At 45.2% G+C, this 23,402-nt stretch carries 22 protein-coding genes; 7 read left to right on the top strand and 15 right to left on the bottom strand.

Annotated elements, in window-relative coordinates; genetic code table 11:
* Positions 1-10 precede the first annotated feature (10 nt).
* A complete protein-coding gene (ytpR, locus tag LC20001_RS08840; RefSeq protein ID WP_003679208.1) occupies positions 11-667 on the bottom strand; it encodes a YtpR family tRNA-binding protein in 657 nt (218 codons plus the stop codon).
* Between the two features lie 15 nt (positions 668-682).
* Positions 683-1,114 (bottom strand): universal stress protein, encoded by a 432-nt coding sequence (locus LC20001_RS08845; protein WP_010011003.1) that lies wholly within the window; start codon positions 1,112-1,114, stop codon positions 683-685.
* 80 nt (positions 1,115-1,194) lie between these two features.
* On the opposite strand from LC20001_RS08845, the gene LC20001_RS08850 reads away from it, so the two are divergent.
* Positions 1,195-1,497, top strand: coding sequence for a hypothetical protein (locus tag LC20001_RS08850; RefSeq protein ID WP_010011002.1), 303 nt, complete (start codon positions 1,195-1,197; stop codon positions 1,495-1,497).
* Here the strand turns inward: LC20001_RS08850 and trmB are convergent.
* The 4 genes from trmB to LC20001_RS08870 all read right to left on the bottom strand — a co-directional run bounded on the left by trmB (position 1,451) and on the right by LC20001_RS08870 (position 5,196).
* Positions 1,451-2,128, bottom strand: coding sequence for a tRNA (guanosine(46)-N7)-methyltransferase TrmB (gene trmB / locus LC20001_RS08855; protein WP_010011000.1), 678 nt, complete (start codon positions 2,126-2,128; stop codon positions 1,451-1,453). The two genes, LC20001_RS08850 and trmB, sit on opposite strands and share 47 nt — an antisense overlap.
* Before the next feature lie 188 nt (positions 2,129-2,316).
* Entirely contained in the window at positions 2,317-3,108 is a 792-nt protein-coding gene (locus LC20001_RS08860; protein WP_010010999.1) for a phosphotransferase family protein, read from the bottom strand.
* A gap of 145 nt (positions 3,109-3,253) precedes the next feature.
* Positions 3,254-4,465: an ABC transporter permease gene (locus tag LC20001_RS08865; RefSeq protein ID WP_010010998.1), complete on the bottom strand. Its 1,212-nt coding sequence runs from the start codon at positions 4,463-4,465 to the stop codon at positions 3,254-3,256.
* Positions 4,462-5,196, bottom strand: a complete 735-nt coding sequence (locus tag LC20001_RS08870; protein ID WP_003679216.1) for an ABC transporter ATP-binding protein — start codon at positions 5,194-5,196, stop codon at positions 4,462-4,464. Before LC20001_RS08870 ends, LC20001_RS08865 begins: the two co-directional genes overlap by 4 nt.
* Positions 5,197-5,337: 141 nt before the next feature.
* On the opposite strand from LC20001_RS08870, the gene LC20001_RS08875 reads away from it, so the two are divergent.
* The 5 genes from LC20001_RS08875 (at position 5,338) to LC20001_RS08895 (ending at position 8,663) form a co-directional block, all read left to right on the top strand.
* On the top strand, positions 5,338-5,778 hold the full coding sequence (locus tag LC20001_RS08875) for an HIT family protein (RefSeq protein WP_003679218.1): 441 nt from the start codon (positions 5,338-5,340) through the stop codon (positions 5,776-5,778).
* A gap of 53 nt (positions 5,779-5,831) precedes the next feature.
* The gene (locus LC20001_RS08880) at positions 5,832-6,179 is read left to right on the top strand and encodes a YtxH domain-containing protein (protein WP_010010996.1); all 348 of its coding nucleotides are present in this window, start codon (positions 5,832-5,834) and stop codon (positions 6,177-6,179) included.
* A gap of 217 nt (positions 6,180-6,396) precedes the next feature.
* Complete coding sequence (locus tag LC20001_RS08885; RefSeq protein ID WP_003679219.1) at positions 6,397-7,443, top strand: peptidylprolyl isomerase PrsA; 1,047 nt, start codon at positions 6,397-6,399, stop codon at positions 7,441-7,443.
* Between the two features lie 192 nt (positions 7,444-7,635).
* Entirely contained in the window at positions 7,636-8,340 is a 705-nt protein-coding gene (locus LC20001_RS08890; protein ID WP_010010995.1) for an AzlC family ABC transporter permease, read from the top strand.
* Positions 8,331-8,663, top strand: a complete 333-nt coding sequence (locus tag LC20001_RS08895; protein WP_003679223.1) for an AzlD domain-containing protein — start codon at positions 8,331-8,333, stop codon at positions 8,661-8,663. The genes LC20001_RS08890 and LC20001_RS08895 overlap by 10 nt, the downstream gene beginning before the upstream one ends.
* Before the next feature lie 266 nt (positions 8,664-8,929).
* Here LC20001_RS08895 and LC20001_RS08900 read toward each other — a convergent pair whose 3' ends face one another.
* The 5 genes from LC20001_RS08900 to LC20001_RS08920 form a co-directional block, all read right to left on the bottom strand.
* Complete coding sequence (locus tag LC20001_RS08900; RefSeq protein WP_010010994.1) at positions 8,930-9,880, bottom strand: 3'-5' exoribonuclease YhaM family protein; 951 nt, start codon at positions 9,878-9,880, stop codon at positions 8,930-8,932.
* Between the two features lie 149 nt (positions 9,881-10,029).
* Positions 10,030-12,711 carry an ATP-binding protein gene (locus LC20001_RS08905; RefSeq protein WP_010010993.1) on the bottom strand — a complete coding sequence of 894 codons (2,682 nt, stop codon included), beginning with the start codon at positions 12,709-12,711 and terminating at the stop codon, positions 10,030-10,032.
* A complete protein-coding gene (locus LC20001_RS08910; protein WP_010010992.1) occupies positions 12,701-13,918 on the bottom strand; it encodes a metallophosphoesterase family protein in 1,218 nt (405 codons plus the stop codon). Before LC20001_RS08910 ends, LC20001_RS08905 begins: the two co-directional genes overlap by 11 nt.
* A gap of 313 nt (positions 13,919-14,231) precedes the next feature.
* Positions 14,232-14,576 carry a YlbF family regulator gene (locus LC20001_RS08915; protein WP_003679231.1) on the bottom strand — a complete coding sequence of 115 codons (345 nt, stop codon included), beginning with the start codon at positions 14,574-14,576 and terminating at the stop codon, positions 14,232-14,234.
* Positions 14,577-14,716: 140 nt separating this feature from the next.
* A complete protein-coding gene (locus LC20001_RS08920; protein ID WP_010010991.1) occupies positions 14,717-16,858 on the bottom strand; it encodes a PBP1A family penicillin-binding protein in 2,142 nt (713 codons plus the stop codon).
* A gap of 406 nt (positions 16,859-17,264) precedes the next feature.
* Between LC20001_RS08920 and LC20001_RS08925 the strand changes: the two genes are divergently transcribed.
* Complete coding sequence (locus LC20001_RS08925; protein WP_010010989.1) at positions 17,265-18,146, top strand: RluA family pseudouridine synthase; 882 nt, start codon at positions 17,265-17,267, stop codon at positions 18,144-18,146.
* 85 nt (positions 18,147-18,231) lie between these two features.
* Here LC20001_RS08925 and argR read toward each other — a convergent pair whose 3' ends face one another.
* The 4 genes from argR to LC20001_RS08945 form a co-directional block, all read right to left on the bottom strand.
* Positions 18,232-18,690, bottom strand: a complete 459-nt coding sequence (gene argR / locus LC20001_RS08930) for an arginine repressor (protein ID WP_003680056.1) — start codon at positions 18,688-18,690, stop codon at positions 18,232-18,234.
* Between the two features lie 470 nt (positions 18,691-19,160).
* The gene (gene asd / locus LC20001_RS08935) at positions 19,161-20,252 is read right to left on the bottom strand and encodes an aspartate-semialdehyde dehydrogenase (RefSeq protein WP_003680058.1); all 1,092 of its coding nucleotides are present in this window, start codon (positions 20,250-20,252) and stop codon (positions 19,161-19,163) included.
* Between the two features lie 204 nt (positions 20,253-20,456).
* Positions 20,457-22,148, bottom strand: a complete 1,692-nt coding sequence (gene argS / locus LC20001_RS08940; protein ID WP_003680060.1) for an arginine--tRNA ligase — start codon at positions 22,146-22,148, stop codon at positions 20,457-20,459.
* A 310-nt stretch (positions 22,149-22,458) separates the two neighbouring features.
* A complete protein-coding gene (locus LC20001_RS08945) occupies positions 22,459-23,169 on the bottom strand; it encodes a VIT1/CCC1 transporter family protein (RefSeq protein ID WP_003680063.1) in 711 nt (236 codons plus the stop codon).
* Positions 23,170-23,402 lie beyond the last annotated feature (233 nt).

The following is a 23,402-nucleotide window of genomic DNA, read 5'->3' on the forward strand; positions in this document are numbered from 1 at the left end:
CGCGCTGCTACTATTCGGCTGCGTTTTGCGCTGCCACCACTTGTGCTGCCTTTTCAAGATCAAATGGTGTGCCGGCAGGAATATCAGCCGGCATAACCAAAATACCCCGCTTTTGTGGCGCATTCGGCACAGCTAATTCACGTGCTGAGCTGATCATACCATCACTGGATACGCCGCGGAGCGCTCCTGGCCAAATAATCTGGCCATTAGGCATCATTGCACCAACCTTAGCGACAACCACTTTTTGGCCTTGCGCCACATTGGGAGCACCGCAGACGATCTGCAGAGTTTGCCCATGGTCGACTTCAACTTCGGTCACTGATAAATGATCAGAATCAGGATGGGCAACTAAACTTTTAACGTAGCCGATCACAAATTTAGGACTTAGGTCCGCCGCCAATTCGCCAGCAAAACCATTATCTGTCAGCAATTGATTTAATTTAGTCACTTGATCTTCAGTTAAGAAAACTTGACCGTTACCGGTTAGATCAGGTAAATATTGGCTAACGTGAAAAATATTGAAACCTAGCGTTTGGTCAGTGGTCTGATCATAAATGCGCACCACATCACCTTGCTGCTTGGTGGCTTGCAAGTTAGCCGTATCAGCGGCGACGATCAAAATTAACGTATCAGCAAATGATGCTGAATTCAAACTTGAAATTAACATAACTCTTCCTCTCGTTTATACCTTTTCATTACGAACCACTAGGACATCACCAGTCGCTTCGCGCACAATCGTTTCCGCGAATGATCCGAGCATGAAACGATCCAGCGCTGATTGGCCCGATTGCCCCACCACGAGCAGATCCGCCGATTGTGTTTCTAGCAATGTTCGGGCAGTTCCGGTTAAAATAGTTGTGGTTACTTTTTCGATACCCGCAGCCAATGCTTGCTGCCGGGCAGCGGCTAGTTCAGTGGTAAAAGTGGCTTGTTCTTTTTCATGCGCTTGTGCGACTAATTCTGCTGTACTACCAACTTGGGGTGAATATTCGATCACATGGACTAACTGCAATGCAGCGTGGTCACTTTGAGCCAACTCAATGGCTTTTTGAAGCGCCGCTGCTGCTGGGCGACTACCGTCAAGCCCAACCAAAATAACGTGATAGTGTTGCACCGCATTCATCTCCAGCCTATACTTTGACTAAACTACTTCACGATCAACGATCATTACTTCAATCAATGGAGGTCTTCATTATGTCGCAGAAATCAACAACTAACTTATCAAGTGGTCTACTACTATTAGCAGCCGGCAGCGCACTTAGCGCCCTGCTGTGGCGGCGTTATCGTGGTGCCCAACCTGACAAATTATTGCACCAGATCAAACAGGAATTCGACACACAACCAATCACTGGTTCATGGATCGATTTTCAACCTTTCCGCTATCAAAAGCGCTGGGCTTACCGTGGCGGCATTCGCCAACAGAACCGGGAGTATCGCTTTATTGTAGCGGCTAACGGTCAGCATCTGGTTGGACATTGGCAGCCGTTGACGCATTAAATTGTGCCTCGATCAAATAGATCGGATGGCCCATTTGACTGAAACGTTGTTCATATTCCGTTTCAATATTTTCCGGCACATCATCTGCATGTAGATCCAACGATAATTCCTTAAATTGCATGCCAAACTGATTGAAGCTGATCAGCGAAAATTCAAACAACCCCCGATTATCAGTCTTGAATTGTAGGCTACCTTCAGGCTGTAAAATTTGTTGATACATGGCTAAAAATAGTCGATGCGTCAACCGCCGTTTTGCGTGGCGTGACTTGGGCCATGGATCGGAAAAGTTCAAGTAGATCTGGGCCACTTCGTTTTCAGCAAAGAAGTCAGTTAAATCGCCACCATCAGCTTGGATCAAGTACAAATTTGGTAGCTTAGCGACCAATTGTTTTTCTAAGATCATGATCGCCACTGACGGTTGTATTTCAATTCCGATAAAATTACGCTCGGGATGAGCCTTAGCCATTTCAACGATAAAGCGGCCCTTACCTGAGCCAACTTCAATACTCAACGGTTGGGCTTGGGCGAATTTACTTTGCCATTGACCCTTAAATTCAGCCGGTGTGGTCGTGATATATTGTGAATTAGCTGCAATTTCGCCAGCAGCCCGCGGCTTGTTTCTTAAACGCATACTTGACCTCATTTTCCTTTTCTGGTGTATTTTAATTGTAGCTTAAATGACGTGCGATTGATATTTTTCAACTATGTTTAGCCTAAATAGCGCTCAAAACGCTTTTGTCTTCTGAATGCAACTATAATATCTATTCACATAAAAAGGCTGGAACGTAACCTTGTTACCGCTCCGGCCCTATCTGTCCCTTATTGTCCTGATCGTGAGGTGAATAGCTCACGTAGTTGGAGTAGTGCCTGATTCATTTCATGATAACGTTGCTCCGAATAGAAACGCTTAACGATCAGTAATAAATTTAAAAATCCATACCATTCGATACGTTGAATGATGCCGTTATCGCTACTGATGCCGTAATCGCACAGCCACCGATTCCACTGATCACGTGGTACGTACTGGCACAATACGGTACTTAGATCAAACGCCGCATCAGCGAACATCGCGTCATCCCAATCAACAATGTAAAGGCGTTGTTGCTCTGATAATAACCAATTTTTGTGATTCAAATCCCCATGGCAGACTTCCAGCTGTTCTGGATCAAATACTGGTTTGTTCTGGATCAAATAAGTCAGCACCTGCTTCAAAAGCGGATGACTGCGAAGATCCGAGGATAGATTTAAATAATATTGTTGTAAGAAGTGATCCGAGGTGACGGTCATCCCGCCGACTCGCTGTAACATTTTCTTCAATGACTTCGAATGATGGACGCGGGCTAATAACTTAGCCACTGCGGTATCCGCCATCTCTTTACGCGATAAGGTACGACCATTCAGCCATTCTTGCGCGGTCAAAACATCACCGCTTGAGATCCGCTTAGTCCAGATCAATCGCGGCGAAATTCCTTCCATCGACAACGCAGCGAGAAATGGTGACGTATTGCGCTTGAGGAATACTTTCTCTTGCGCCCTAGTCCCCACGAAGGCGGCTCCGGTACTACCGCCCGCCGGCTGAATCTGCCAACCAGCATCTAAATCAAAATCCATCGCCACACCCCCTTAAATTAGTGTGTGCCGCAAAAAATATTTTGCGACACCGCTTTGTGATCGAGTCAATTACCGCACTCATTCATAATAACTCCACTCACTATTTTACTGGTCGAGAAAACTAACGTCAAGCAACTATCCACCCTTATTTTTCTGTGCGTAAACGCCGGGGGAAATACAGCTGCGTCAAAAGGAAAACTGCCGCCAATTCAACGACTACGAACAAGCCCCACTGACTCAATGTACTATTGAATAAGATCACCACCGCAAAAACAATTGCTTGCACTAGCAACAAACCTTGCACTAAATGCTGAAATGAACGTATTTTGCTAACTTGCGGGACGGGGTACAAATGTGCCAATAAATTTTCATTAAAAATTTGGTAAAACGGTAGTAGTTGAAAACCGACTAGATAGAGGAAAATCGCCCCAGTTATTGCTGCGACCCACCATAGCGGAATAAACCATAAAATCACTGCCCCCAGCACCAACAAGCGTAGGTACAGGCCTAAATATTCGGTACCGCGGAAAAATTCGCGTAAATACAAATAACCAAATGTACGTTGCTGACTACCTTTAAACAAATTTAATAATGGATCTAAATAAGCTCGCCGATGAACCTTGCCACTTAATTGCGGCACATCGGTAAATAGGTTGATCAACCGGTAAAGCTGCAGCATCCGCGAATTTTCATTTTTTACCGCCGCACGCCATTGAAAAACTGCCGTAGTCAGTTGACGCGGAATGTACCAGCGTAATGCAAATTCAGCGATCACGACTAACAAAATGCCAACCAACGGCGTTACCCACAGACTTACCGCTAAAATTAACGCTGCTACCAAATAAAATAACCAGCGTATTTGGGTGATGTGCTGGGGTTGGTCATCGTAACTGGCCAACAATTGTAGCCACAACTGACCGTCTTTTAACGCCACTAGGACCACGAACAGCCCGATGCTGCTAGTGGTAGCTAAATTAGTTGCCACCACTTGAAACGGTAATAACGCGCCTAAACACAGCGCAAAGATTCCGGCTGGCAACCATAGACTATAGCGCCGCGCCGCCAACAAATAACTGAGTAAAGCCCGTTCTTTCGGCAATAAAAACAGCGTATCGGCATCTTGTAATAAGGTTGCCCAGCGACCAAAGCTGAGTACGGCTAATAATAAAATTAAAATCAGTGGCTTAGCCCACCAAAGCTGGGTGTGAATCGTATCCAGTAAATTGGCGTAGCTATAAGCCAGCGCCCCAATAAAAATAAACACAGCGATCATAAAGAATTCATTGAACACGTAACGCGAGTACTTCAGCATTTCCTTATGATGCTGGCGTAATCGTTGTTGCCATAACTGTTTCATTTTGCTACCTCGTCGATCATCTTGAAGTAAATATCGTCCAAATTAGCATCAGTCATGCCGAATTGTTGCTTCAATTCGGTTAAGGTCCCCTGCGCGCGAATTTCGCCATCGCTAAGCAAAATAAAGCGATCGGCGTACTTTTGGGCAGTAGCCAGCACGTGAGTCGACATTAAAACGGCTGCACCGCGCGCTTTTTGTTGCTCGATGACTTGTAGTAAATCACGAATCGCCAACGGATCTAGTCCGGTAAATGGTTCGTCAATAATGTACAAATCGGCTGGCACAATAAAGGCACAGACGATCATGACCTTTTGCTGCATCCCTTTGGAGAAATTAGCTGGGAACCAATCCAGACGTTTGTCTAAACGAAAACGGACCAAAAGATCCCCCGCCTGCTGCCAAGCTTTTTCATGATCAAGATCATACGCCATGATCGTCAATTCAACGTGCTCGCGCAGTGTTAGTGCTGGGTACAAGACAGGCGTTTCCGGCACAAATGCCAACGATTTACGATAAGTTTCCGGATCATTGGCTAAGGTCACACCATTTAGTTTGATCGTCCCTTTTTGTGGGGTCAAAATGCCAATAATATGTTTGATCGTCGTTGATTTACCGGCACCATTTAGGCCAATCAAGCCAACAACCGTTTGTTCAGGGATCGTAAAGTTTAAATCTTTCAGAACGGGAACGTGCGAGTAGCCCCCGGTTAAATGTTCAACTTCTAAGCTCATAAAATTATTTGGCTCCTTTGTTTAAGCGTTAAATCAGCCTTTATTTACCGATAATTATAACATACCCCACTAGTGGTATTGGTTCAATTTAGGTGCCTAATATGGTAGCATGAAGTAAACATAGAAAGAAGGGTCTGCCCTATGGCATATGATGCAGATTGTATTTTTTGTAAAATTATTCAGAACGAAATTCCTAGTACGGTCGTTTACGAGGACGACGTTGTCAAAGCGTTCCTCGATTTAACGCAAACGACACCGGGCCACACTCTAGTCGTACCTAAAACTCACGTCGCTGATATTTTTGCGTACGATGCTGACCTGGCCGCACAAGTTTTTAGCCGTATTCCCAAAATTGCCCGTGCCATCAAGGCTAGTGACCCTGCGATCGTCGGCATGAATATCATCAATAATAATGGTAAAGTCGCTTCACAATCAGTCTTCCATTCGCATTTCCATTTGATTCCGCGTTATAGCGACACGGACGGCTTTGGATTGAAATTCACTGACAACAGTGCCGACTACACCCCAGAAAAATTACAACAAGTTGCCGCAAAAATTAGCGCACAATTAAACGCTGATTAGTGTTACATATCCCGGCTTAGTTGGAAAAGTTTTAACTCGATGGAGGTTATGCTATGAAACATTTCAGCACTGGTTTATTGCTTGGCGCTACTGTGGGCAGTGTGTACGCCCTGTTCACCGCTAAACGCAGCGGTCGCGAAACCCAGGCCCAAATCAAACATTACTTAGATGATGTCACTGAAGGCGCACTAGCGGTCAACGATAGTTTAGCTAGATTGCGGCAAGCAGCACAAGTTTTAGCTAAGGAAGGCAGCGGTAACGCCGCACAAACCGTCCAAGAGCTACAACAATTATTTGATGATTTTAATTTTCAAACTGAATCACGGATCAAACGAGCCAAAGACGCCAGCGAGCAACTACAAAAAGATCTCGGCGACTTTGATCAACATTCAGAAAACTAGCTCTGACTCACGGTCACCAGTTACTGGTGGCCGTTTTTTTAACCGCTAACTAATTTAGCCTAAGCGTGCGTAAAATCTAAACGCTTTTACATTCACGTCCTTAGATTTATTGAAGTTTTCATGAAGAAATCACTCGATATTTCAAATCTTGCTTACGTTATGGTATATTAGGGCTTGTGAGTTTCAGAAAAATATAATTTATAAGGATGTGCTATGCATGCGGAAAAAATGGCTATTGTCCATTGTGGGCGTTTTACTAGCCGTCACTCTTGCGGGCTGTGGTAACAAAACAGTTGCAACGACCTCTGGTGGTAATGTAACACAGGATGATTATTACAATGAAATGAAGAAATCATCCAGTGGTAAACAAGTTTTACAGCAATTGATCTTGAATAAAGTATTGGAAAAAGAATACGGCGATAAGGTCTCCAAGGCTAAAGTCAACAAACAATACAATTCATATAAGAGCCAATACGGTTCATCATTTAGCTCAGTTCTATCACAAAATGATATGACTGCTTCCAGCTTCAAACAAAATCTACGTTCTAACTTATTATTAGAACAAGCCGTTAAAGATAACGTTAAGATCTCTAACGCTGATTTGAAGAAGCAATGGAAGTCATACGAACCAAAAGTGACCGTTCAACACATTTTAGTTGCTAAGAAAGATACTGCTGAAACGATCATTTCTGAATTGAAGAAGGATAATTCTGCAGCTAACTTCAAGAAATTAGCTAAGAAATATTCAACTGATACCAGCACCAAATCTGATGCAGGTAAGTTACCTGCCTTTGATTCAACTGATACTAGCTTAGATTCAACTTTCAAAAAGGCTGCCTTCAAACTTAAAACTAACGACTATACAACCACGCCAGTTAAGACCCAATACGGCTACCATGTTATTCGTATGATCAAGAACCCTGGTAAAGGCACAATGAAGTCACACGAAGCAACATTGAAAGCACAAATTTATGCTGCTGATATGCAAGACAGTACCGTTCTGCATAACGTGATCGTTAAAGTCTTGAAGAAGGGTAACGTTCAGATCAAGGATAACGATTTGAAGGATGTTTTGTCTGGCTACACTAAGACCACTAAAGCTAGCTCATCTAGCGCAAGTGCAACTTCAAGCAGTGATTCTGCAACTGAAGCGTCATCTTCTGAATCAAGCTCATCAGATAGTTCTAGTGAATCTAGTTCCAGTGCCGCAAGCGAATCAAGCTCAAGTGCTGCTACTAGCTCATCATCTAGCGCTGCTGAATAAACTCATTTAAAAAACGTTCCGAACAAAATGTTCGGAGCGTTTTTTTGTGGCTACTCTATTTTTATGAGCAATGATCATTTAGTTCTTTAATCATTTTCTAATTTAGTTTAAACTAGATATTAACTATTTATTTCAGCTCGCCCTATTTTCAGCACCATTTAACCTGGAATATCGCATAAAGGGAGTGACCTAATGGGTTCAGAATTAACTTTTCGCAGTGGTCTGCACGATGTATTGCCAACCACTTTTGGCTATATCGGCGTTGGGCTTGCTTTCGGTGTTGTCAGTCGGACCAGCAATTTATCTCTATGGACCGTGCTATTGATGTCGTTGGTGGTCTACGCCGGTTCCGCGCAATTTATTATCACCAGCATGCTGTTAGCTGGTAGCCCGATCTCAGCCATTATTTTTTCCGCTTTTTTAGTTAATTCGCGGATGATTTTAATGAGTACGTCGATGGCGCAATATTTTAAAAAATATTCCTTAGCCACTAATATTGGCATTGGCTCATTGTTGACTGATGAAACCTTTGCGCTGGGGATGAATAAGTTAAACGATACTGGCCGTAAATTAACGCCAGTTTGGTTCCATACCGCGAACGTGGTCGCCTATTTGGTTTGGGCAGTGGCCACGGTTGCTGGTGCGTTGATCGGTAATTTGATCACTGACCCGAAAACATTTGGCTTGGATTTCGCTTTAGTCGCTATGTTCTTGGGCCTACTCTACCTGCAGATGGTCAGTGATCGTAGCAAAAAGTTAAGCTTACAATTATCAGTGATCGCTTTTGTGGCGGTGGCGGTTTATGTGCTGTTGATTTTCTTATCAGCTAATTTTGCCCTTTTAGGTGGGACGATCTTAGGCTGCTTATTCGGGATGGGGGTGACAAAATGGCGTTAACTGGTTACGTTTTTTGGACGATCATTGGTTGTGGCTTAGTCACTTGGTTATCCCGCGTACTGCCATTTATTCTGGTTAAGCAATTTGAATTGCCCCGCTGGTTGGTGGAGTTTCTCTCCTTCGTCCCAGTAACAATCATGACCGCCCTGGTGGTGGAAAACTTGTTTGTCGCTCACCCCGGTCACCTACCCAGTCTGGACGTCGGCAACACCCTAGCCACTCTGCCAGCATTAGTCACTGCGATCATTACTAAAAGTTTATTAGCCATCGTTGTCGTCGGTATCGCTGCCATGGCCCTAGTACGTGCCCTCGGTTGGGCATAAAAAAGTGTGCTAAAAAAGCACCCAGATTATGTGGAACAAACAAAATGGTATGCAAAAAGCCCAGAATTTTTTCTGGGCTTTTTGCGTTCTTTCTTCACTGTTTTCATCCATGTTTTTCGCTGGTGTAGACGATTCAATTTTTAAATTCGCGAATTACCAAATTTGGCGTTCATACCCAATTGGACTAACATTCACGGTGAAATGAAAATGCTGGCGTATTCTGTGGGTCTTTAACCAGGCTTGAGAAAGAGAACCATTTTTCGGTACTATTCTTCTTTAGGTTGATAGAAGTTGCGATTATTCATCCCAAAGATGCGCTCGGAGAAACCACCTGGTTCGGTGTGGCGCAACGTGGTGGTCATCATTTGCATCGACGCATCCAAATTATCCAATTGATGGAGCACTTCGGCTTCGATCAACTCCGGCTCGACTGGCGAACCGTATTCGCGTAACCCATGATGCGCTAAGATCACGTGCCGCAACAGCAACATATCTTCACTGGCAGCATCGATTTTCAACGCTATACAGGCACGAACAATTTCTTCATCAACGATCACGATATGCCCCAATAAATTACCGGCGACCGTATATTGCGTTGCCACCGGCCCCGTTAGCTCAACGGTTTTACCGATATCGTGCAAAATGACACCGGCATATAGTAGTGGCCGCTTGATCTCGGGATACTCGTCACACGCTGCTTTTGCTAAATGCAACATCGTGATCGTATGGTAAGCCAAGCCACCTTTAAAGGCATGATGGTTGGTTTTAGCCGCCGGGTATTCAAGAAACTCTTCTTGATGCCGCGCCATGATCCAACGCACCACCCGATTCCAATTAGCATTGGTGATCTCAAAAATAGCTTGATTCAACTCTTCAAGCAAGGTGCTAGCACTGACCGGCGCCTTAGGTAAATAGTCGGCCACGTGTTCATTTTCATCAGGGGTAGCTAAGCGTAATTTATGAATCTTGATCTGTGGTTTGCCTTGATAAAGCTCACGTTTGCCGCTTAAAAAGACGATCTCGCCGGCTTGATAAAGTTCAATATCAGCATCACTAGCGTCCCAGAATTTGCCGGTGATCGAGCCAGAAGTATCCTGGAAAGTAAAAGCGATAAACTTCTTGCCGTTTTTGGCTACGCGAACTTCAGCGCCTTTGACCAGCACGAACAGCGCAACTTCTTCATTATTTTGGTAATCATACAACTGTTTATCGGCCACAGCGAGGGCCTCCTTTTCTTAAGAGTGCGTTGAAAAAGCTTTTTCAACCACGTTTATAGTTAGGGGCCGATTGCTCTACAGGGGTCTCTAACTATTTTAGTAATACTACTGCGCACTAGCCCCTAACCGTTCGCTCATCCAGCAACCGATTACGCTTGAAGCTGGGTCACTTGACCGCTGGTAACTTGTACAGTGCGGGCCGTGAAATAGATGACCTGATTGGTGCGACTTAATTCAGTTAATAAGGTTAGCACTTGTTGTTGGCGCGGCGCATCAAAATTAACGAAACTATCATCGATCACCAGCGGAATTTGTTGAACGTCACTGATGGTTTGTGCAAAGGCTAAACGCAACGCTACGTATAATTGTTCCGCCGTTCCTTGTGATAACTCACCGACCGCAAATTGTTGACGATCTTGTCGTACCACCGTAATTTGGTCAGGTGTCAGCTTTATTTTAACATATCGCTGCTGGGTTAAAATGGCAAAATATTGTTCCGCCAAAGTTAGCATCGCCGGCAAACGTTGTTGTGAGGCTTGACTTAAGGTTTGTTCGATCCACTGGGCAGCTAATTGGTAGCTTAACCAGCGTTGCGTCAACTCAGTGATCTCTGCTTCTTGTTGCGCGACTTGTTGCCGCAATACCCGGTAACTGCCGTCGCTGGCCAACTGCGTTAATTCGGTTTGATCCGTTGTTAATTGACGTTGCGCTGTATCCAGTTGTGCTTGCTGCTGTTGTAACTCGGCTTGCCGCGTGTGCAACTCAGTTTGTAAAACTGCTTGATCAGGATACTTTTTTAACGCCGGCAACAATGCATCGAGCTGACTGTGCAGTACTTGTTGTCGTTCCAGCAATTGATTTTGGGCCTGATCAGCCTGGTGGCGCTGCTTCAGTTCATGTTCACTCACTAAATGATGTTGCGCTAGTAAATCATGTAAGGCTTGATCCAGCGTGGCCAGTTCTTGTTGCACGCGCGTCGTTTGTTGCTGATAGTAAGCATAATTTTGGTTACCATCACGTAACGTTGCTAATTGTTGCTGCTGATTAGTGACAAAAGTCGTGACCTGTTCGATCGCTGCTGCCGGTTCAGCATTAGCTAACGGCAGCCAATCGCGAGCAAAATCAAAGCCGGCCAGCCACTGCTGAATTTGCTGATCCGTTGCGCTTTGGCGTTGTTTTACCTGACTGATCTGTTGCTGGCAAGCTAATAAACGCTGCAGGTCGTGTTGATGATTTAAAATCACATCATCACTTAGTGCATCATAAGCGTAACGCGTCTTCAACGACTCCCACGCTGCGGTATAAGCTGCTAAATTGGCCTGGGTCGTCGTTTGTTGCTGAGTCAGTGCCGCGATCTGGGCTTGTTGCTGATCTAATTCAGCCAACGCTTGTTGCCACTGTTGCTGCACCGGATCAGTTGACGGCGTCATCGTCTGTTGCTGGCGGTAAAATTGCCACGCGCCACCAGCTAGGCCGACCAAACCAATTAATTTAGCCCAACTTGGCAACAATAGCCCAATCACAGCCACTACACCCCAAATTAAATAATTAGACTGCTTATGCTGCCGCTGACTGCGGCTTGTTGGTTGTTGTAACTGATTTTCCAACTGTACAACTTGTTGCTCTAACTGCTGACTTTGCGCTTGTTGCTGTTGTAAGGCTTGTTGCTGTTGTTGCGCTTGAACTTGCAGCTTCTGCCGTTGCTGTTGATTATTGCGCGCTTGGGTCAAATCGAGCTCACTTAAGGGTTGCACCGCGGTGGTCACACCTAAGCTTTGCTGAAGTTGCTGACTTTCTTGTTGCAGGGCTTGGCTTTGCTGCTGTAATTGTGCACTGACTTGCACCGCGGCTTGGATGTCAGCCACTTGCGCGATCTGAGCGTCAAATTCAGCTTGATGTTGCTGATAAAATAAAAAGGCTGGCGCTAACTGCTGTTCATCGGTGGTTGCATTTAATTTAGCCGCCAATTGCTGTAATTCAGCATTTTTGCTACTGCGTTTTTGTTGCAACGCTTGGTAGTCTTGGTAGACTTGTGGGGCTAAGCTAGCCGGCTGTTGAGCCAATTGCTGGCTGACTTCCTGCCAAGCTTGATAGTTAGGCCAGGCCGCCACTAATTGGCTCAACTGATTGACCAAGTCACGCTCGGCATTAAGCTGTTGGCCTAACGTCGCCACAGCTGCCTGCTGTCGTTGGACCTTTTGTTGCTGGGCCAAATAAGCTGGCAAAGTTGCTTGCGCATCGGCTAATTTAGCATTTAAATCGTCCAGCTGGCTTAAAGCCTGATTCAGTGGCCACACACGGCCCCGTGGTTTATACAGTCGTGCGGCTTCACGCCGATATTTTTGCGCTAAGTTCAACCAATCTTGACTACCGGCCGCACCCACTGTCAATAAATGCCGACTGAGATCCGCTTGCTGCAATTGAAAAATCGCCATCAGATCCTGTTGGCCAAACCGAAAAATTTGCCGGAACAGTTGTCCATCGATTGGTGCCAGCAATTGCTGCAAAAAAGCCTCATCATGTTGCTGACCATCAGCAGTTGTCACCGTGACGTCCCCACCAGCCCGACCGGCAACGCGCTTAACTACATAACGCTGGCCGGCTTGCACCAAAGTCAACTGACCACCATAACTGTGGCCAGTTTTCGGAATATACTGCGCGTAGGGTTTCTTTTTAGTCGCAAAACCAAATAAAACCCCGTCAATAAAGGCACTTAGCGTTGACTTACCGGCTTCATTGGCTCCTTGAAACACTTGCAGCTGCGGATCAAAGTCAAAATGCTGATCATACCATTTACCAAAGCCAAAAATATCAACTGCTTCAATCCGCATCTGAATCACCTGCCAATGCTTTATTTTCACGCAATAAATTCAGCACTTGTGCCTGCAAAGTTGCCGGTAAATCAGCTTGTTGTAATGCTGCCGCTAGGAAGTCCGGCTGCGTCAGTGGCTGTGCTACTTGGGCAATATTTTGCGCCGTAAATATTTTTTTTGCGCTGGCTTGCCAGTAAGCTTGATCTAATTGATTAAAGTTCAGCGTGGCGGTCATCTGCGGCCGTAATGAATAGATCCAGCGCCACGGCTGTTGTTGTCGCTGTTTTTGTAAGTAGCTTAATAACTCGCCACTTTCAATTCGTTGCAATAGCGCTGGGCTCAGCGTCTCCGCTGCAGTCAAGTTCACTTGCAATAGTAATGCTTCTGGCTGTTTTAATTTAGCCACGGCCTGTTCGATCGCGTTGATCACCGTTGTCAAGCGAACAGCACCAGCCACCGAAACGGTACACGTTTGCCATTGGATCGGCGCTACTGCGTGAAATTCTGGCTGCAGTTGCGCCCCCTTTTGACTGACCAAATAATAACCGCGGGCACCAGCTTCATTAGGATTGCGGCCTTGCGGATTGCCAGCGTAGACGATCGGCGGCTGTTCCTGTAAAAGTTGATGCTGATGAATATGACCTAAAGCCCAGTAATCGTAACGTTTTTGATTCAATTCTGTTAACGTAAATGGGGCATAAACCGCGTGGGCACTGGTCACACCACTTTGACTACCGTGCAATAACCCAATGTGCCAATCCGTATTGGTCTTGATTGGAAATTGCGGCGTCATATCGGTTTCCACCCAACGCTGGGCATAGCTAAACCCGCTTAATGCCACTGATTGCCCGTCTTTGGTGGTCAAGGTAAAGGTTGCACCAGTACTGGGAAAAATATGCGTATTTTCCGGTAATGGTAACTCAGCGGCAGCGTCACTGACGTAATCATGGTTCCCGTAACTCAAATAAACTGGGATGGCCGCATCAGCCAAGCGCTGGAGCTGTTTTTGTAAAAATAATTGAGCCTGAATGCTGCGTTCAGCACGGTCGTATAGATCACCGACCAAACAAACAAAGTCCACCTGTTCCGCTAAGGCCGCGTCAACGATCTTAGCAAAAGCTGTAAACGTCGCGTCATAGATCTGTTGCCACAACGCCGCCGGTGCTGTGCGTAAGCCGAGAAATGGCGTATCTAAATGTAGATCCGCCGCATGAATAAATTTCATCGGTGCTGGGGCCTCCTTCTAGTTTTACAACGCAAAAATCGGCCACGCAGGCTTCCAGTCAGTATACTGCCCCGACCATTCGTCCCGCGCGACCGACCTAAATGCGCTAATTTTTGTTGTTTATCCAAACGTACAGTGGTGCCTGTGCGTAAACGTGGCATAATGCCATATAGCTACGCTAGCTAAACGATCCACTATGTTGTCTTTTCGCCTAGCTGCCACAAGAATGGTCAACGTCCGCAGCGTCAAAGATTAGCTAATAATGCAAAGTAGTCGACTACATTCCGTAATCTGGACGCTTTTTCGACACACGCTAATTTGCGTACAATTCTTGAACTGGCTTCGTAATGATTTGGTTCAAGTCGTCCATGATTTGGCTCATGGCTTTTTCTTTTTCCATCAACGCTTGGACTTCTTTAAATTCGCCCACTTTGCCAGCTAGATCATGTGCTTTTTCGATCTCGGCATCGGCTAATTCTTGGCCTTGCATTTGTTTTTGTTGTAATTCAATGTTGATTTTTTGGAATTGTTTAAACATGTCATAGGCGGTTTTATTTTGTTTCATCGCATCATAGGCTGCCTGTAGGGCAACAAATTCATCGATCTGCCGTAATTCGCCTTCTAATTTGTTTGCTGTATCGTACACATTGACTGCCATGTTGTGCCTCCGTTGATTTAAATTATGTTTAGAGTGGTTGAAAAAGCGCTAATCACTTTGCCAATTCACGCTAAACATTATAGCTTCCAGTATAGCATGTTTCTAAACGTTTTCCTAGTTGGAAACGAACGTTTGTACGCTTAATTTCCACCAAAAAGTCCTTTGACCGAATCGATCCAATTCTTCGCCTTGCTGGTAGCTGAATCAAGATTTTCCTTGGCCTTGGTCGCGCCATCTTTGACCTGACTCCAGACATCCGATGAATTCGTCGTTTGTTCCGCGCTAGCCCGGGTCTTCGCATCTTTAGTGCCAAATTTGGTTTCTGCAGTTGTTGGTAAAATATTAGCCATTTCTGACCGCCAAACTTTAGCCACGCCCTCTTCGCTGATGCCCTGTAAGAAATGGCTACTGTCGGTGCTATCAAAGCCGATCCACGTTGCCACGACCACATCTGGCGTGTAACCGACGATCCACTGATCTTTGGTGCCAAAGCCGTAGCTATCGGGCACTTCAGTACTCCCAGTTTTACCGGCAACGTCATACCCAGTTGGCTTCGCCGAAGTTCCGGTGCCGTAATCGAAAACGCCAAGCATCATGCTGGTCATTTCTTTAGCTGTTTTCGCCGACATCACTCGTTTGGACTTGGTTTCGGTATTGTCAACGATCACATTGCCGCTGGCATCAACGATTTTGGTGATGAAATGACTTTCCGGACGTTTACCTTGATTAGCAAACGTCGCGTAAGCCCCCGCCATTTGGTACGGCGACACGCCCACGTTTAAGCCACCTAAAGCCATCGCCAGATTCTGATCACTTTTTGGTAACGTAATGCCAAAATCTTTTACCGATTGAACGCCTTTTTGAACGCCAATCTGATCTAATAACCAAACGGCCGGCGCGTTTAGACTCTGAGCCAAGGCACTGTACATTGGTACTTTACCTTGATAATTGTTGCCATAATCGGTTGGTGTGTAGTGATTCGAGCCGTAGGACAATTTTTTATCGGTCAGCTGTGAGTCATAATGATAGCCATTTTCCAGCGCCGGCGTGTACACCGCCAGGGGCTTCATCGTTGACCCCGGCTGGCGCTTGATCTGGGTCGCTCGATTGTAACCGCGGAACACCGGCTCCGTATTCCGTCCACCAACAATTGCCGCGACGCCACCCGTTTGTGGGTCCATCGCTACCGACGCCCCTTCAACTTTGGTTCCATCCGCCGCATTAGATGGGAAAATCATACTATTAGCGAAGGAAGCCGTCATCTTTTGCTGATAGGTTTGATTTAACGAGGTGTAGATCTTGTAGCCCTTATTCAAGATATCCTCTTCGGATAAACCGTAACGACTGATGGCCTCGTTGATCACCGCGTCAAAATAGTACGGATAGCGGTAACCGTTAGTTGAATTGTAATTATCCTGTAAGTTTAACGCCTCTTGCTTGGCAGCATTAGCTTGACTGGTGGTCAACTTATTATTATCGACCATCAGATCTAAAATCAAATTACGTCGTGAAATATTGTACTTCGGATGATCAATTGGATTGTAGAAACTAGGGCTACGCAACATCGCCGTCATACTAGCTGCTTCTGCTGAATCGATCTCGGCCGCACTTTTACCGAAGTACTTCTCGGCCGCATCTTGCACACCCCAAACGCCGTTGCCAAAGTAAGCGTTGTTTAAATACATTGTGATAATATCTTTTTTACTATAAACTTTGTTGATCTCGATCGCTAAAAACAGCTCTTCGGCTTTGCGGACAAAAGTTTGCTGCTGAGTCAATAACGCGTTTTTGGCCAGCTGCTGGGTCAAGGTACTCCCACCACCACTGATCTGGCCGTGATGGATCACATAGCTAACTGCCGCCCGCGCATAACCTTTAATACTGAACCCGGGATTAGTCCAAAAAGTCCGATCCTCAGTGGAAGTCACCGCATTTTGAATTTGTGGTGAAATTTTGTTATAGCTAACGTAAGTGCCTTTTTGCGCGTACAACGAACCCGCTTTTTGCTGCCGATAGTCATAGATTGTCGTTGACGTCTGCAAATTAGCCTTCAAATGTTCCACATCTGACGTTTTCGCCAAAAAAGTTAAGTAGGTACTGACGCCGAGAAAGATCAACATTAGCACCAAAATCAGCCAACGAGTCATTAAAAACCGCCGCCAAAACCGCCGCACAACATGCCAAAAACTAAGCCAGTATGGCGCAATAAAATGTAATATGGGGGCTAAAAAATGCCCGATCGCGGCAAAAAAACGCCGTAAATTTGTTAAAAATTTTTGCATAAAAATCCTCATTTACTAGAGAGTGAGTTGAAAAAGCGCCCTGCTTATAGCAGCTAGCCTACTTTTTATAACCACGTGGATACTAAATCCAAAATAACATCGTCCTAATTAACAAGTGCGCTTAAAATCCAGCCTAAAAATGCGGACTCCATAGCATGGTAAATTACGCCAGTCTCATTCAATGGCTAAAGCGCCATTATATTGTAGCATACTTCTACTTCACCTAAACTTAAGCCTGATTTAAGTTTAGGTGAAGTGGTCGTAATGCACCACCGACTTTAGACGGAAAAATCAATTGCTATGGTCGTAGTTTAGCGTGTCACCAGCACCAACGACCAAACTAATTTGGCACGGCCGCCTTTTTTAGTTAGAATGGTAACAGTCTAATAATCGAAGGAAGAATTTCATGCAAAAATGGCAATATCATTGTACCGTTAACACCGCACAAGCTGGGCACCGCCTCAAACAATATTTGCGTGGTGATTTATTGATCCCGAAAACGATCTACCATGAATTACGGATCCATCATGCGGTGACTTTAAACGGGCACTATCAATCTGTCCATACCACTGTTGCCACCGGCGATGACGTTCAATTCACTTTTTACGCCAGCGATTTTAGTACCCCAGAGCCACAATATCAAGGCGGCGATGCCAGTCAAGTTCACGTTTTATATGAGAATAGTGATCTATTAGTCGTCGACAAGCCGATTGGCACTAAAACCCACCCTAATCGGCCAGACGAGCAGGATAGCTTGATGAACCACGTGACCGCTTATTTAGGTTCCCCAGCCTATGTTGTTCACCGGCTGGATCGTGATACCAGTGGCGCCATCGTGATCGCCAAAAATCCAGTGGTGCTGCCGATCCTCAATCGCTTGATCAGCAGCAAGCGGATCACCCGCCAATACCGCGCGTGGGTCCACGGTCATTTACCGGCTAGCGGAACGATCAGTTTGCCGATCGGTCGTGATCCACTGGATAAACGTAAACGGCAAGTCGACGGTCCTGACGCAGTGGCGGCGATCACCCACTATCGCGTTTTACAGCAAACGGCTACTAAATCTTTACTAGCGATCCAGTTGGAAACTGGCCGCACCCACCAGATCCGCGTTCACTTTAGCTACTTAGGCCATCCCTTAGTTGGCGATGTGTTGTACGATCCCCAAGCTAGCCACTATTCGCGTTTATTTTTACATTCCGCCAAAATGCGCTTACTGCTACCGTTTAGCTTCGCGCCGATCGAAGTGATGGCGCCATTGCCGCAAAGTTTTTTGGATATTGAATAAACTGCTAACCGCCTATTTTTATTCTAGGCGGTTTTTGAGGCACAAAAAAAAGCCGCTCAAATGAGCCGCTTATTCATTATATGATTTATTCAACGACCATTCGTTCAGCAAAATAATCGTGTACGTATTGCGCACTGTCCCGATCAGGGCTGATGATCAAAATCGTATCGTGCCCCGCCAATGTACCGGCTACCTGCGGAAAAGCGAGATCGTCAATGATCGCCGCCAAAGAATTGCCATTGCCTGGTGCGGTGTGGATAACATTGACAAACTCCACTAATTTGACGGCTACCACCACTTCGGCAATCGACTCATCCAACCGCTCAGCCACCGTTTTTTCACCATTATGATAAATTGTATAGCGTAAAGTCCCATCTTGATCGCGCTCTTTAACGACTTGCATCTCGCGAATATCCCGTGAGATCGTCGCCTGCGTTGCCGGAATACCTTCAGCTTCCAATGCCGCTAACAAGGCTTCCTGAGTCGCAATTGTATGTTCCTTGATGATCTCTTCAATTTTTGCTTGCCGATCTACTTTTTTCAAAATAGTCACCTCTGCTCCACAATAGTAGTTAATTCTGATGCCAAAACCATACTGCAAGTAATGTGTTTACTTGCAGACAACGCTAACCGTACTTATGACCAAAATATAGGCCAGAAAATAGGCAACGCGCTGCTTTTTGAGGGCAGAATTTTAACTAGGCTAACTGCACAACGACGCCAAGAAAATTCGCCGCAATTAAGGTTACTATCGGCGGACTTTACTCAGCACACAGCCGGATACTCCGGTTTGCAAGCCCATACTTTACCGATTACCTTGATTATAACAAAAGTCAGCGCACTTTACTCAATTTTACGAATAAAAATGCGTTACGCTTCCCGAACAGTAAAAATATTACTTGCCAATTTGCAGTTCTAACTGCTGCTGACAAAGCCATGGATTGCCAGTGTTTGGCGCAGTTGTCAGTGATTAAAAAAAGCCGTGGAAAAATTTCCACGACTTTTTTAATGACTTTATTTTTTAGTAATGTAGCCTTGGGCCTTCAATAATTCAGCACACAGGATCGCGCCACCAGCGGCGCCACGTGCAGTATTATGCGATAAGCCGACAAATTTCCAATCGAAAATTTTGTCTGGCCGCAAGCGACCGATTGAAATACCCATGCCATTTTCAAAGTTAACGTCGTAACGCACTTGTGGCCGGAAATCGTCAGTCATATACTGAATAAATTGCTTGGGCGCACTAGGTAAACCCAATTTTTGTGGCTCGCCACTATAACTTTCCAAAGCAGCCACTAATTCTTCCTTAGTTGGCTTTTGTTTGAAGTTGACAAAAGCAGCCGCGGTATGACCGTATAAAACCGGCACCCGCAAGCATTGGCTAGTGATCGTTGGCGCATCTGCGGATACGATCGTCCCAGTCGCGGCATCAACGTGGCCAAAAATCTTAAGTGGTTCGTCTTCGGACTTAGCTTCTTCGCCGGGAATGTAAGGAATCACGTTGCCGACGATCTCTGGCGCATCTTCTAACGTTTTACCGGCACCAGAAATTGCTTGGTAAGTCGTAGCGATCACTTGAGTCGGTTCAAATTGTTGCCAAGCCGCTAACGCTGGCGTGTAACTTTGAATCGAGCAGTTAGGCTTGACCGCAATAAAGCCGCGTTTTGTGCCTAAACGTTCACGCTGATATTTGATCACATCAGAATGCTCAGGATTGATTTCGGGTACGATCATTGGTACATCAGGGGTCCAGCGATGGGCACTATTATTGGAAACAACTGGCGTTTCCGTTTTAGCGTAGTCTTCTTCAATTTTACGGATTTCGTCTTTGGACATGCTGACCGCAGAGAAAACAAAATCGACTTGGCTAGTGACTGCTTCAATGTCGTTGGCATCTAAAACAGGCAACTCTTTGACACCATCAGGAATTGGGGCTTGCATCTTCCAGCGACCATTAACGGCTTCTGCATACGTTTTGCCGGCACTATGGGCACTTGCGGCAACAACCGCCACTTCAAACCAAGGATGATCGGCTAATAACGTGACGTAACGTTGACCCACCATACCAGTCGCGCCAATCACACCAACTTTTAACTTTTCACTCATTCTCTCAACCTCACTTTTTACATTACAATTGCTATCATATAGTTAAATTGCATGAAAAATCAATTAAAAAAATCTAATAAATAAAATTCTTTTCCCATTTTACACTTTCCCGTAGTCAAAAATCAACTGTTGCTGTATTTTAGTTAGCCGTATACAAAAAAGGCTAGCCATAATGCGCCAGCCTTCGTTATTTACTGCTTCACTTTACATTTCTTTTGGTGCTTGGACGCCGAGCAAGGCTAAGCTTTGGGTCAAGACTTGGCTCACACTAGCAACCATTGCTAAGCGGGCCGTCTTTTCACCGTCGTCAACAAGGACTTTAGTGTTAGCGTAGTACTTGTTGAAGTTCTTCGCTAAGCGTAATGCATATTTAGCGATCACGGATGGTTCGTATTCTTTGCTGGCGCGGACGATCACGTCAGGGAACTCAGCCAATTGCTTCAACACATCCCACGCTGCTGCATCAGTGATCGTGTAGTCAGCGTCGGCATTTAATTCAACCGCAGCCTTGCGTAAAATGCTTTGTGCCCGCGCGTTCGTGTACTGCACGTAAGGACCAGTTTCGCCTTCAAAACGAACAACTTCTTCCAGATTGAAATCAAAGTTGTTCAAGCGATCATTTTTCAGATCGTGGAAAATAACCGCGCCGATACCAACTTCTTTAGCAACTTGTTCTTTGTTAGCCAAACTAGGATTCTTAGCGTCGATTTCTTTTTGCGCCAAATCAACTGCATCGTTCAAGACTTTTTCCAACAAGATCACACGGCCTTGGCGGGTCGATAACTTTTTGCCCCCCTGTGTGATCAAACCAAACGGGATATGATGAATATCGTCAGACCAAGCAAAGCCCATTTCTTTCAAAACAGCCTTCAATTGCTTGAAATGATCACGTTGTTCGTTACCGACTACATATAGTGACTGCACAAAATCATAGGTCCGTTTACGATAAATTGCTGCCGCTAGATCACGGGTGATGTATAAAGTCGCACCATCACTCTTCTTGATCAAAGCGGGATTCAAGTCGTAAGCCGACAAATCAACGATTTCAGCGCCGCGACTTTCTTTTAATAGCTCTTTATCTTCCAACATTTGGACAACTTCAGCCATTTTATCATTATAGAACGCTTCGCCATTGTAGGAATCAAACGTGATGCCTAACATGTCATAGATCTTCATGAATTCCTGCAAGGAAACTTCGCGGAACCATGACCATAGCTTAGTTGCTTCTTCGTCGCCGGCTTCCAACTTAACGAACCATTCCCGCGCTTCTTCATCAAGTTCAGGATGTTCAACGTCTTCTTGATGGAATTTAACGTAGTACTTCAATAAATTAGTGATCGGATCCGCTTTGACCGCAGCTTCGCTACCCCATTTTTTGTAGCCAACGATCAATTTACCGAATTGGGTGCCCCAATCGCCTAAATGATTGATCTTAACTGGTTTGTAACCAACCTTGGTTAAAATGTTGGCGATGGCATTTCCGATCACGGTTGAGCGCAAATGGCCCATTGAGATTGGCTTAGCAATATTTGGACTAGACATATCGATCGGCACTTGGCCTTGGTGACCAAGATCAGCATCACCGTAGTGATCGGCCGCCGTTAAAATAGTTTGCAGCAAGTCATGACTGAATTTAGGTTTGTCCAAGAAAAAGTTGATGTACGGGCCAACCGCAACAACTTTTTCAAAATTACTTTGGTCGATCTGTGCCACTAAATCAGCGGCGATCTGTTGTGGTGCTTTACGGAAAACTTTAGCTAAACGGAAAACAGGAAAAGCATAATCACCGAGATCAGACGTTTTCGGGGTTTCGATCAATTGACTGATCGTTGCTTCATCTAAATGTTCCGCCAATAAAGGCTTTAATGCCGCAATAACAAGATTTTGTTCGTTCATAATAGACTCCTTTATTTGAATATGACAGGTGCTTTTTAAACCACCCTTAACAACAAAAACCGCGGGTAAAGTCCATCCCTACAGTTAACCTGTAAGAGACGAGCTTTGCCCGCGGTACCACTCTTTTTGATAAAATATCCACTCAATTATTTAATTGCTTGCTCCTCAAAAGGACGACTCAACCGCTTGATCATCTAGCTCCCACCAAATCTAGATTCGCTGTGCATTTTTCTGGTTGATTATTTTTCTCACTGGAGCGACTTCGCTAGTTACTATACCTGATTTGGCTAATGAATTCAAGCCTGCAAAATTAAATCGCAAATAAATGCCCAACCGCGTAGGTGACGATCATTGTCAGTAAACCAACCACTAAGTTGCGCCAAACGGCTTTGCGCCGCCTAGTCTGTCCTAAAGTGGCACTAACGTAGCCGGTCAATAACAAGGCACAAGCCACCGCAACAAAAGTCACTTGAACTTTCCACCGTGCGGGCACCAACGTGATCGTCAGTAACGGTAAAATGGCCCCCACAAAGAAAGAACAAAACGACGAAACCGCAGCGTGCCACGGATTAAAATAATTGCCTAATTCAATATTATATTTTTCACGGCAAGTCGCGCCTAGACCATCCTTAACCATCAATTCAGCGGCAACTTGATGCGCTAATTCCACCGAAATCCCCTTATCAACGTAAACCTGGGTCAACTCGGCCAATTCTTGGGGATAATGTTCCGCGATTGCCTGTTGTTGCTTTTGTGCCGCTGTTTTCTGCATATCGCGCTGCTGACTGACGGAGACAAATTCGCCGCCGCCCATCGAAAAGGCCCCTGCTAACATCCCCGAAATACCGGCGATAAACAAGGCAAACGAACTCTGTTGTGCGCCAGCCACGCCGAGAACGATCCCAGCAGTTGAAATAATACCATCATTCATACCCAAAACACCGGCCCGCAAAACATTCAGCCACTCTGACAAACGCAATGACGGCTTAGTTTGGGTGCGGTGAAGATGTAAATCAATCATATGGATCGTCCTTTCTACTTCACAAATTGATTGGTTGTTAGCAACTAACCACGGCTATCACACTATGTATCTATAGCCACGTCACACTAATTTTTTGATCAGTCTAAACGCTTAAAACCCAATGAATTAAGCGCTTTACTTTGTAACTGATATTACTTCTCAATTATAACACGAATTGCAAACGAATACAGCCCCTTGCCTGCTATATTTTTATTTAAGCAAAAAAAGTTTTA

It is taken from the genome of Loigolactobacillus coryniformis subsp. coryniformis KCTC 3167 = DSM 20001 (genome assembly GCF_002706425.1).
Taxonomy (GTDB): Bacteria; Bacillota; Bacilli; order Lactobacillales; family Lactobacillaceae; genus Loigolactobacillus; species Loigolactobacillus coryniformis.

What these genes read in the sequence shown, in the direction of transcription:
- LC20001_RS08870 (WP_003679216.1), bottom strand. Translation starts at nt 5,196, where the DNA reads ATGAGCTTAGAAGTTGAACATTTAACCGGGGGCTACTCGCACGTTCCC.
- trmB (WP_010011000.1), bottom strand. Translation starts at nt 2,128, where the DNA reads ATGCGTTTAAGAAACAAGCCGCGGGCTGCTGGCGAAATTGCAGCTAAT.
- ytpR (WP_003679208.1), bottom strand. Translation starts at nt 667, where the DNA reads ATGTTAATTTCAAGTTTGAATTCAGCATCATTTGCTGATACGTTAATT.
- LC20001_RS08910 (WP_010010992.1), bottom strand. Translation starts at nt 13,918, where the DNA reads ATGAAATTTATTCATGCGGCGGATCTACATTTAGATACGCCATTTCTC.
- LC20001_RS08865 (WP_010010998.1), bottom strand. Translation starts at nt 4,465, where the DNA reads ATGAAACAGTTATGGCAACAACGATTACGCCAGCATCATAAGGAAATG.
- LC20001_RS08905 (WP_010010993.1), bottom strand. Translation starts at nt 12,711, where the DNA reads ATGCGGATTGAAGCAGTTGATATTTTTGGCTTTGGTAAATGGTATGAT.
- LC20001_RS08925 (WP_010010989.1), top strand. Translation starts at nt 17,265, where the DNA reads ATGCAAAAATGGCAATATCATTGTACCGTTAACACCGCACAAGCTGGG.
- argS (WP_003680060.1), bottom strand. Translation starts at nt 22,148, where the DNA reads ATGAACGAACAAAATCTTGTTATTGCGGCATTAAAGCCTTTATTGGCG.
- asd (WP_003680058.1), bottom strand. Translation starts at nt 20,252, where the DNA reads ATGAGTGAAAAGTTAAAAGTTGGTGTGATTGGCGCGACTGGTATGGTG.
- LC20001_RS08860 (WP_010010999.1), bottom strand. Translation starts at nt 3,108, where the DNA reads ATGGATTTTGATTTAGATGCTGGTTGGCAGATTCAGCCGGCGGGCGGT.
- LC20001_RS08890 (WP_010010995.1), top strand. Translation starts at nt 7,636, where the DNA reads ATGGGTTCAGAATTAACTTTTCGCAGTGGTCTGCACGATGTATTGCCA.
- LC20001_RS08880 (WP_010010996.1), top strand. Translation starts at nt 5,832, where the DNA reads ATGAAACATTTCAGCACTGGTTTATTGCTTGGCGCTACTGTGGGCAGT.
- LC20001_RS08945 (WP_003680063.1), bottom strand. Translation starts at nt 23,169, where the DNA reads ATGATTGATTTACATCTTCACCGCACCCAAACTAAGCCGTCATTGCGT.
- LC20001_RS08885 (WP_003679219.1), top strand. Translation starts at nt 6,397, where the DNA reads ATGCGGAAAAAATGGCTATTGTCCATTGTGGGCGTTTTACTAGCCGTC.
- LC20001_RS08895 (WP_003679223.1), top strand. Translation starts at nt 8,331, where the DNA reads ATGGCGTTAACTGGTTACGTTTTTTGGACGATCATTGGTTGTGGCTTA.
- LC20001_RS08850 (WP_010011002.1), top strand. Translation starts at nt 1,195, where the DNA reads ATGTCGCAGAAATCAACAACTAACTTATCAAGTGGTCTACTACTATTA.
- LC20001_RS08920 (WP_010010991.1), bottom strand. Translation starts at nt 16,858, where the DNA reads ATGCAAAAATTTTTAACAAATTTACGGCGTTTTTTTGCCGCGATCGGG.
- LC20001_RS08915 (WP_003679231.1), bottom strand. Translation starts at nt 14,576, where the DNA reads ATGGCAGTCAATGTGTACGATACAGCAAACAAATTAGAAGGCGAATTA.
- LC20001_RS08875 (WP_003679218.1), top strand. Translation starts at nt 5,338, where the DNA reads ATGGCATATGATGCAGATTGTATTTTTTGTAAAATTATTCAGAACGAA.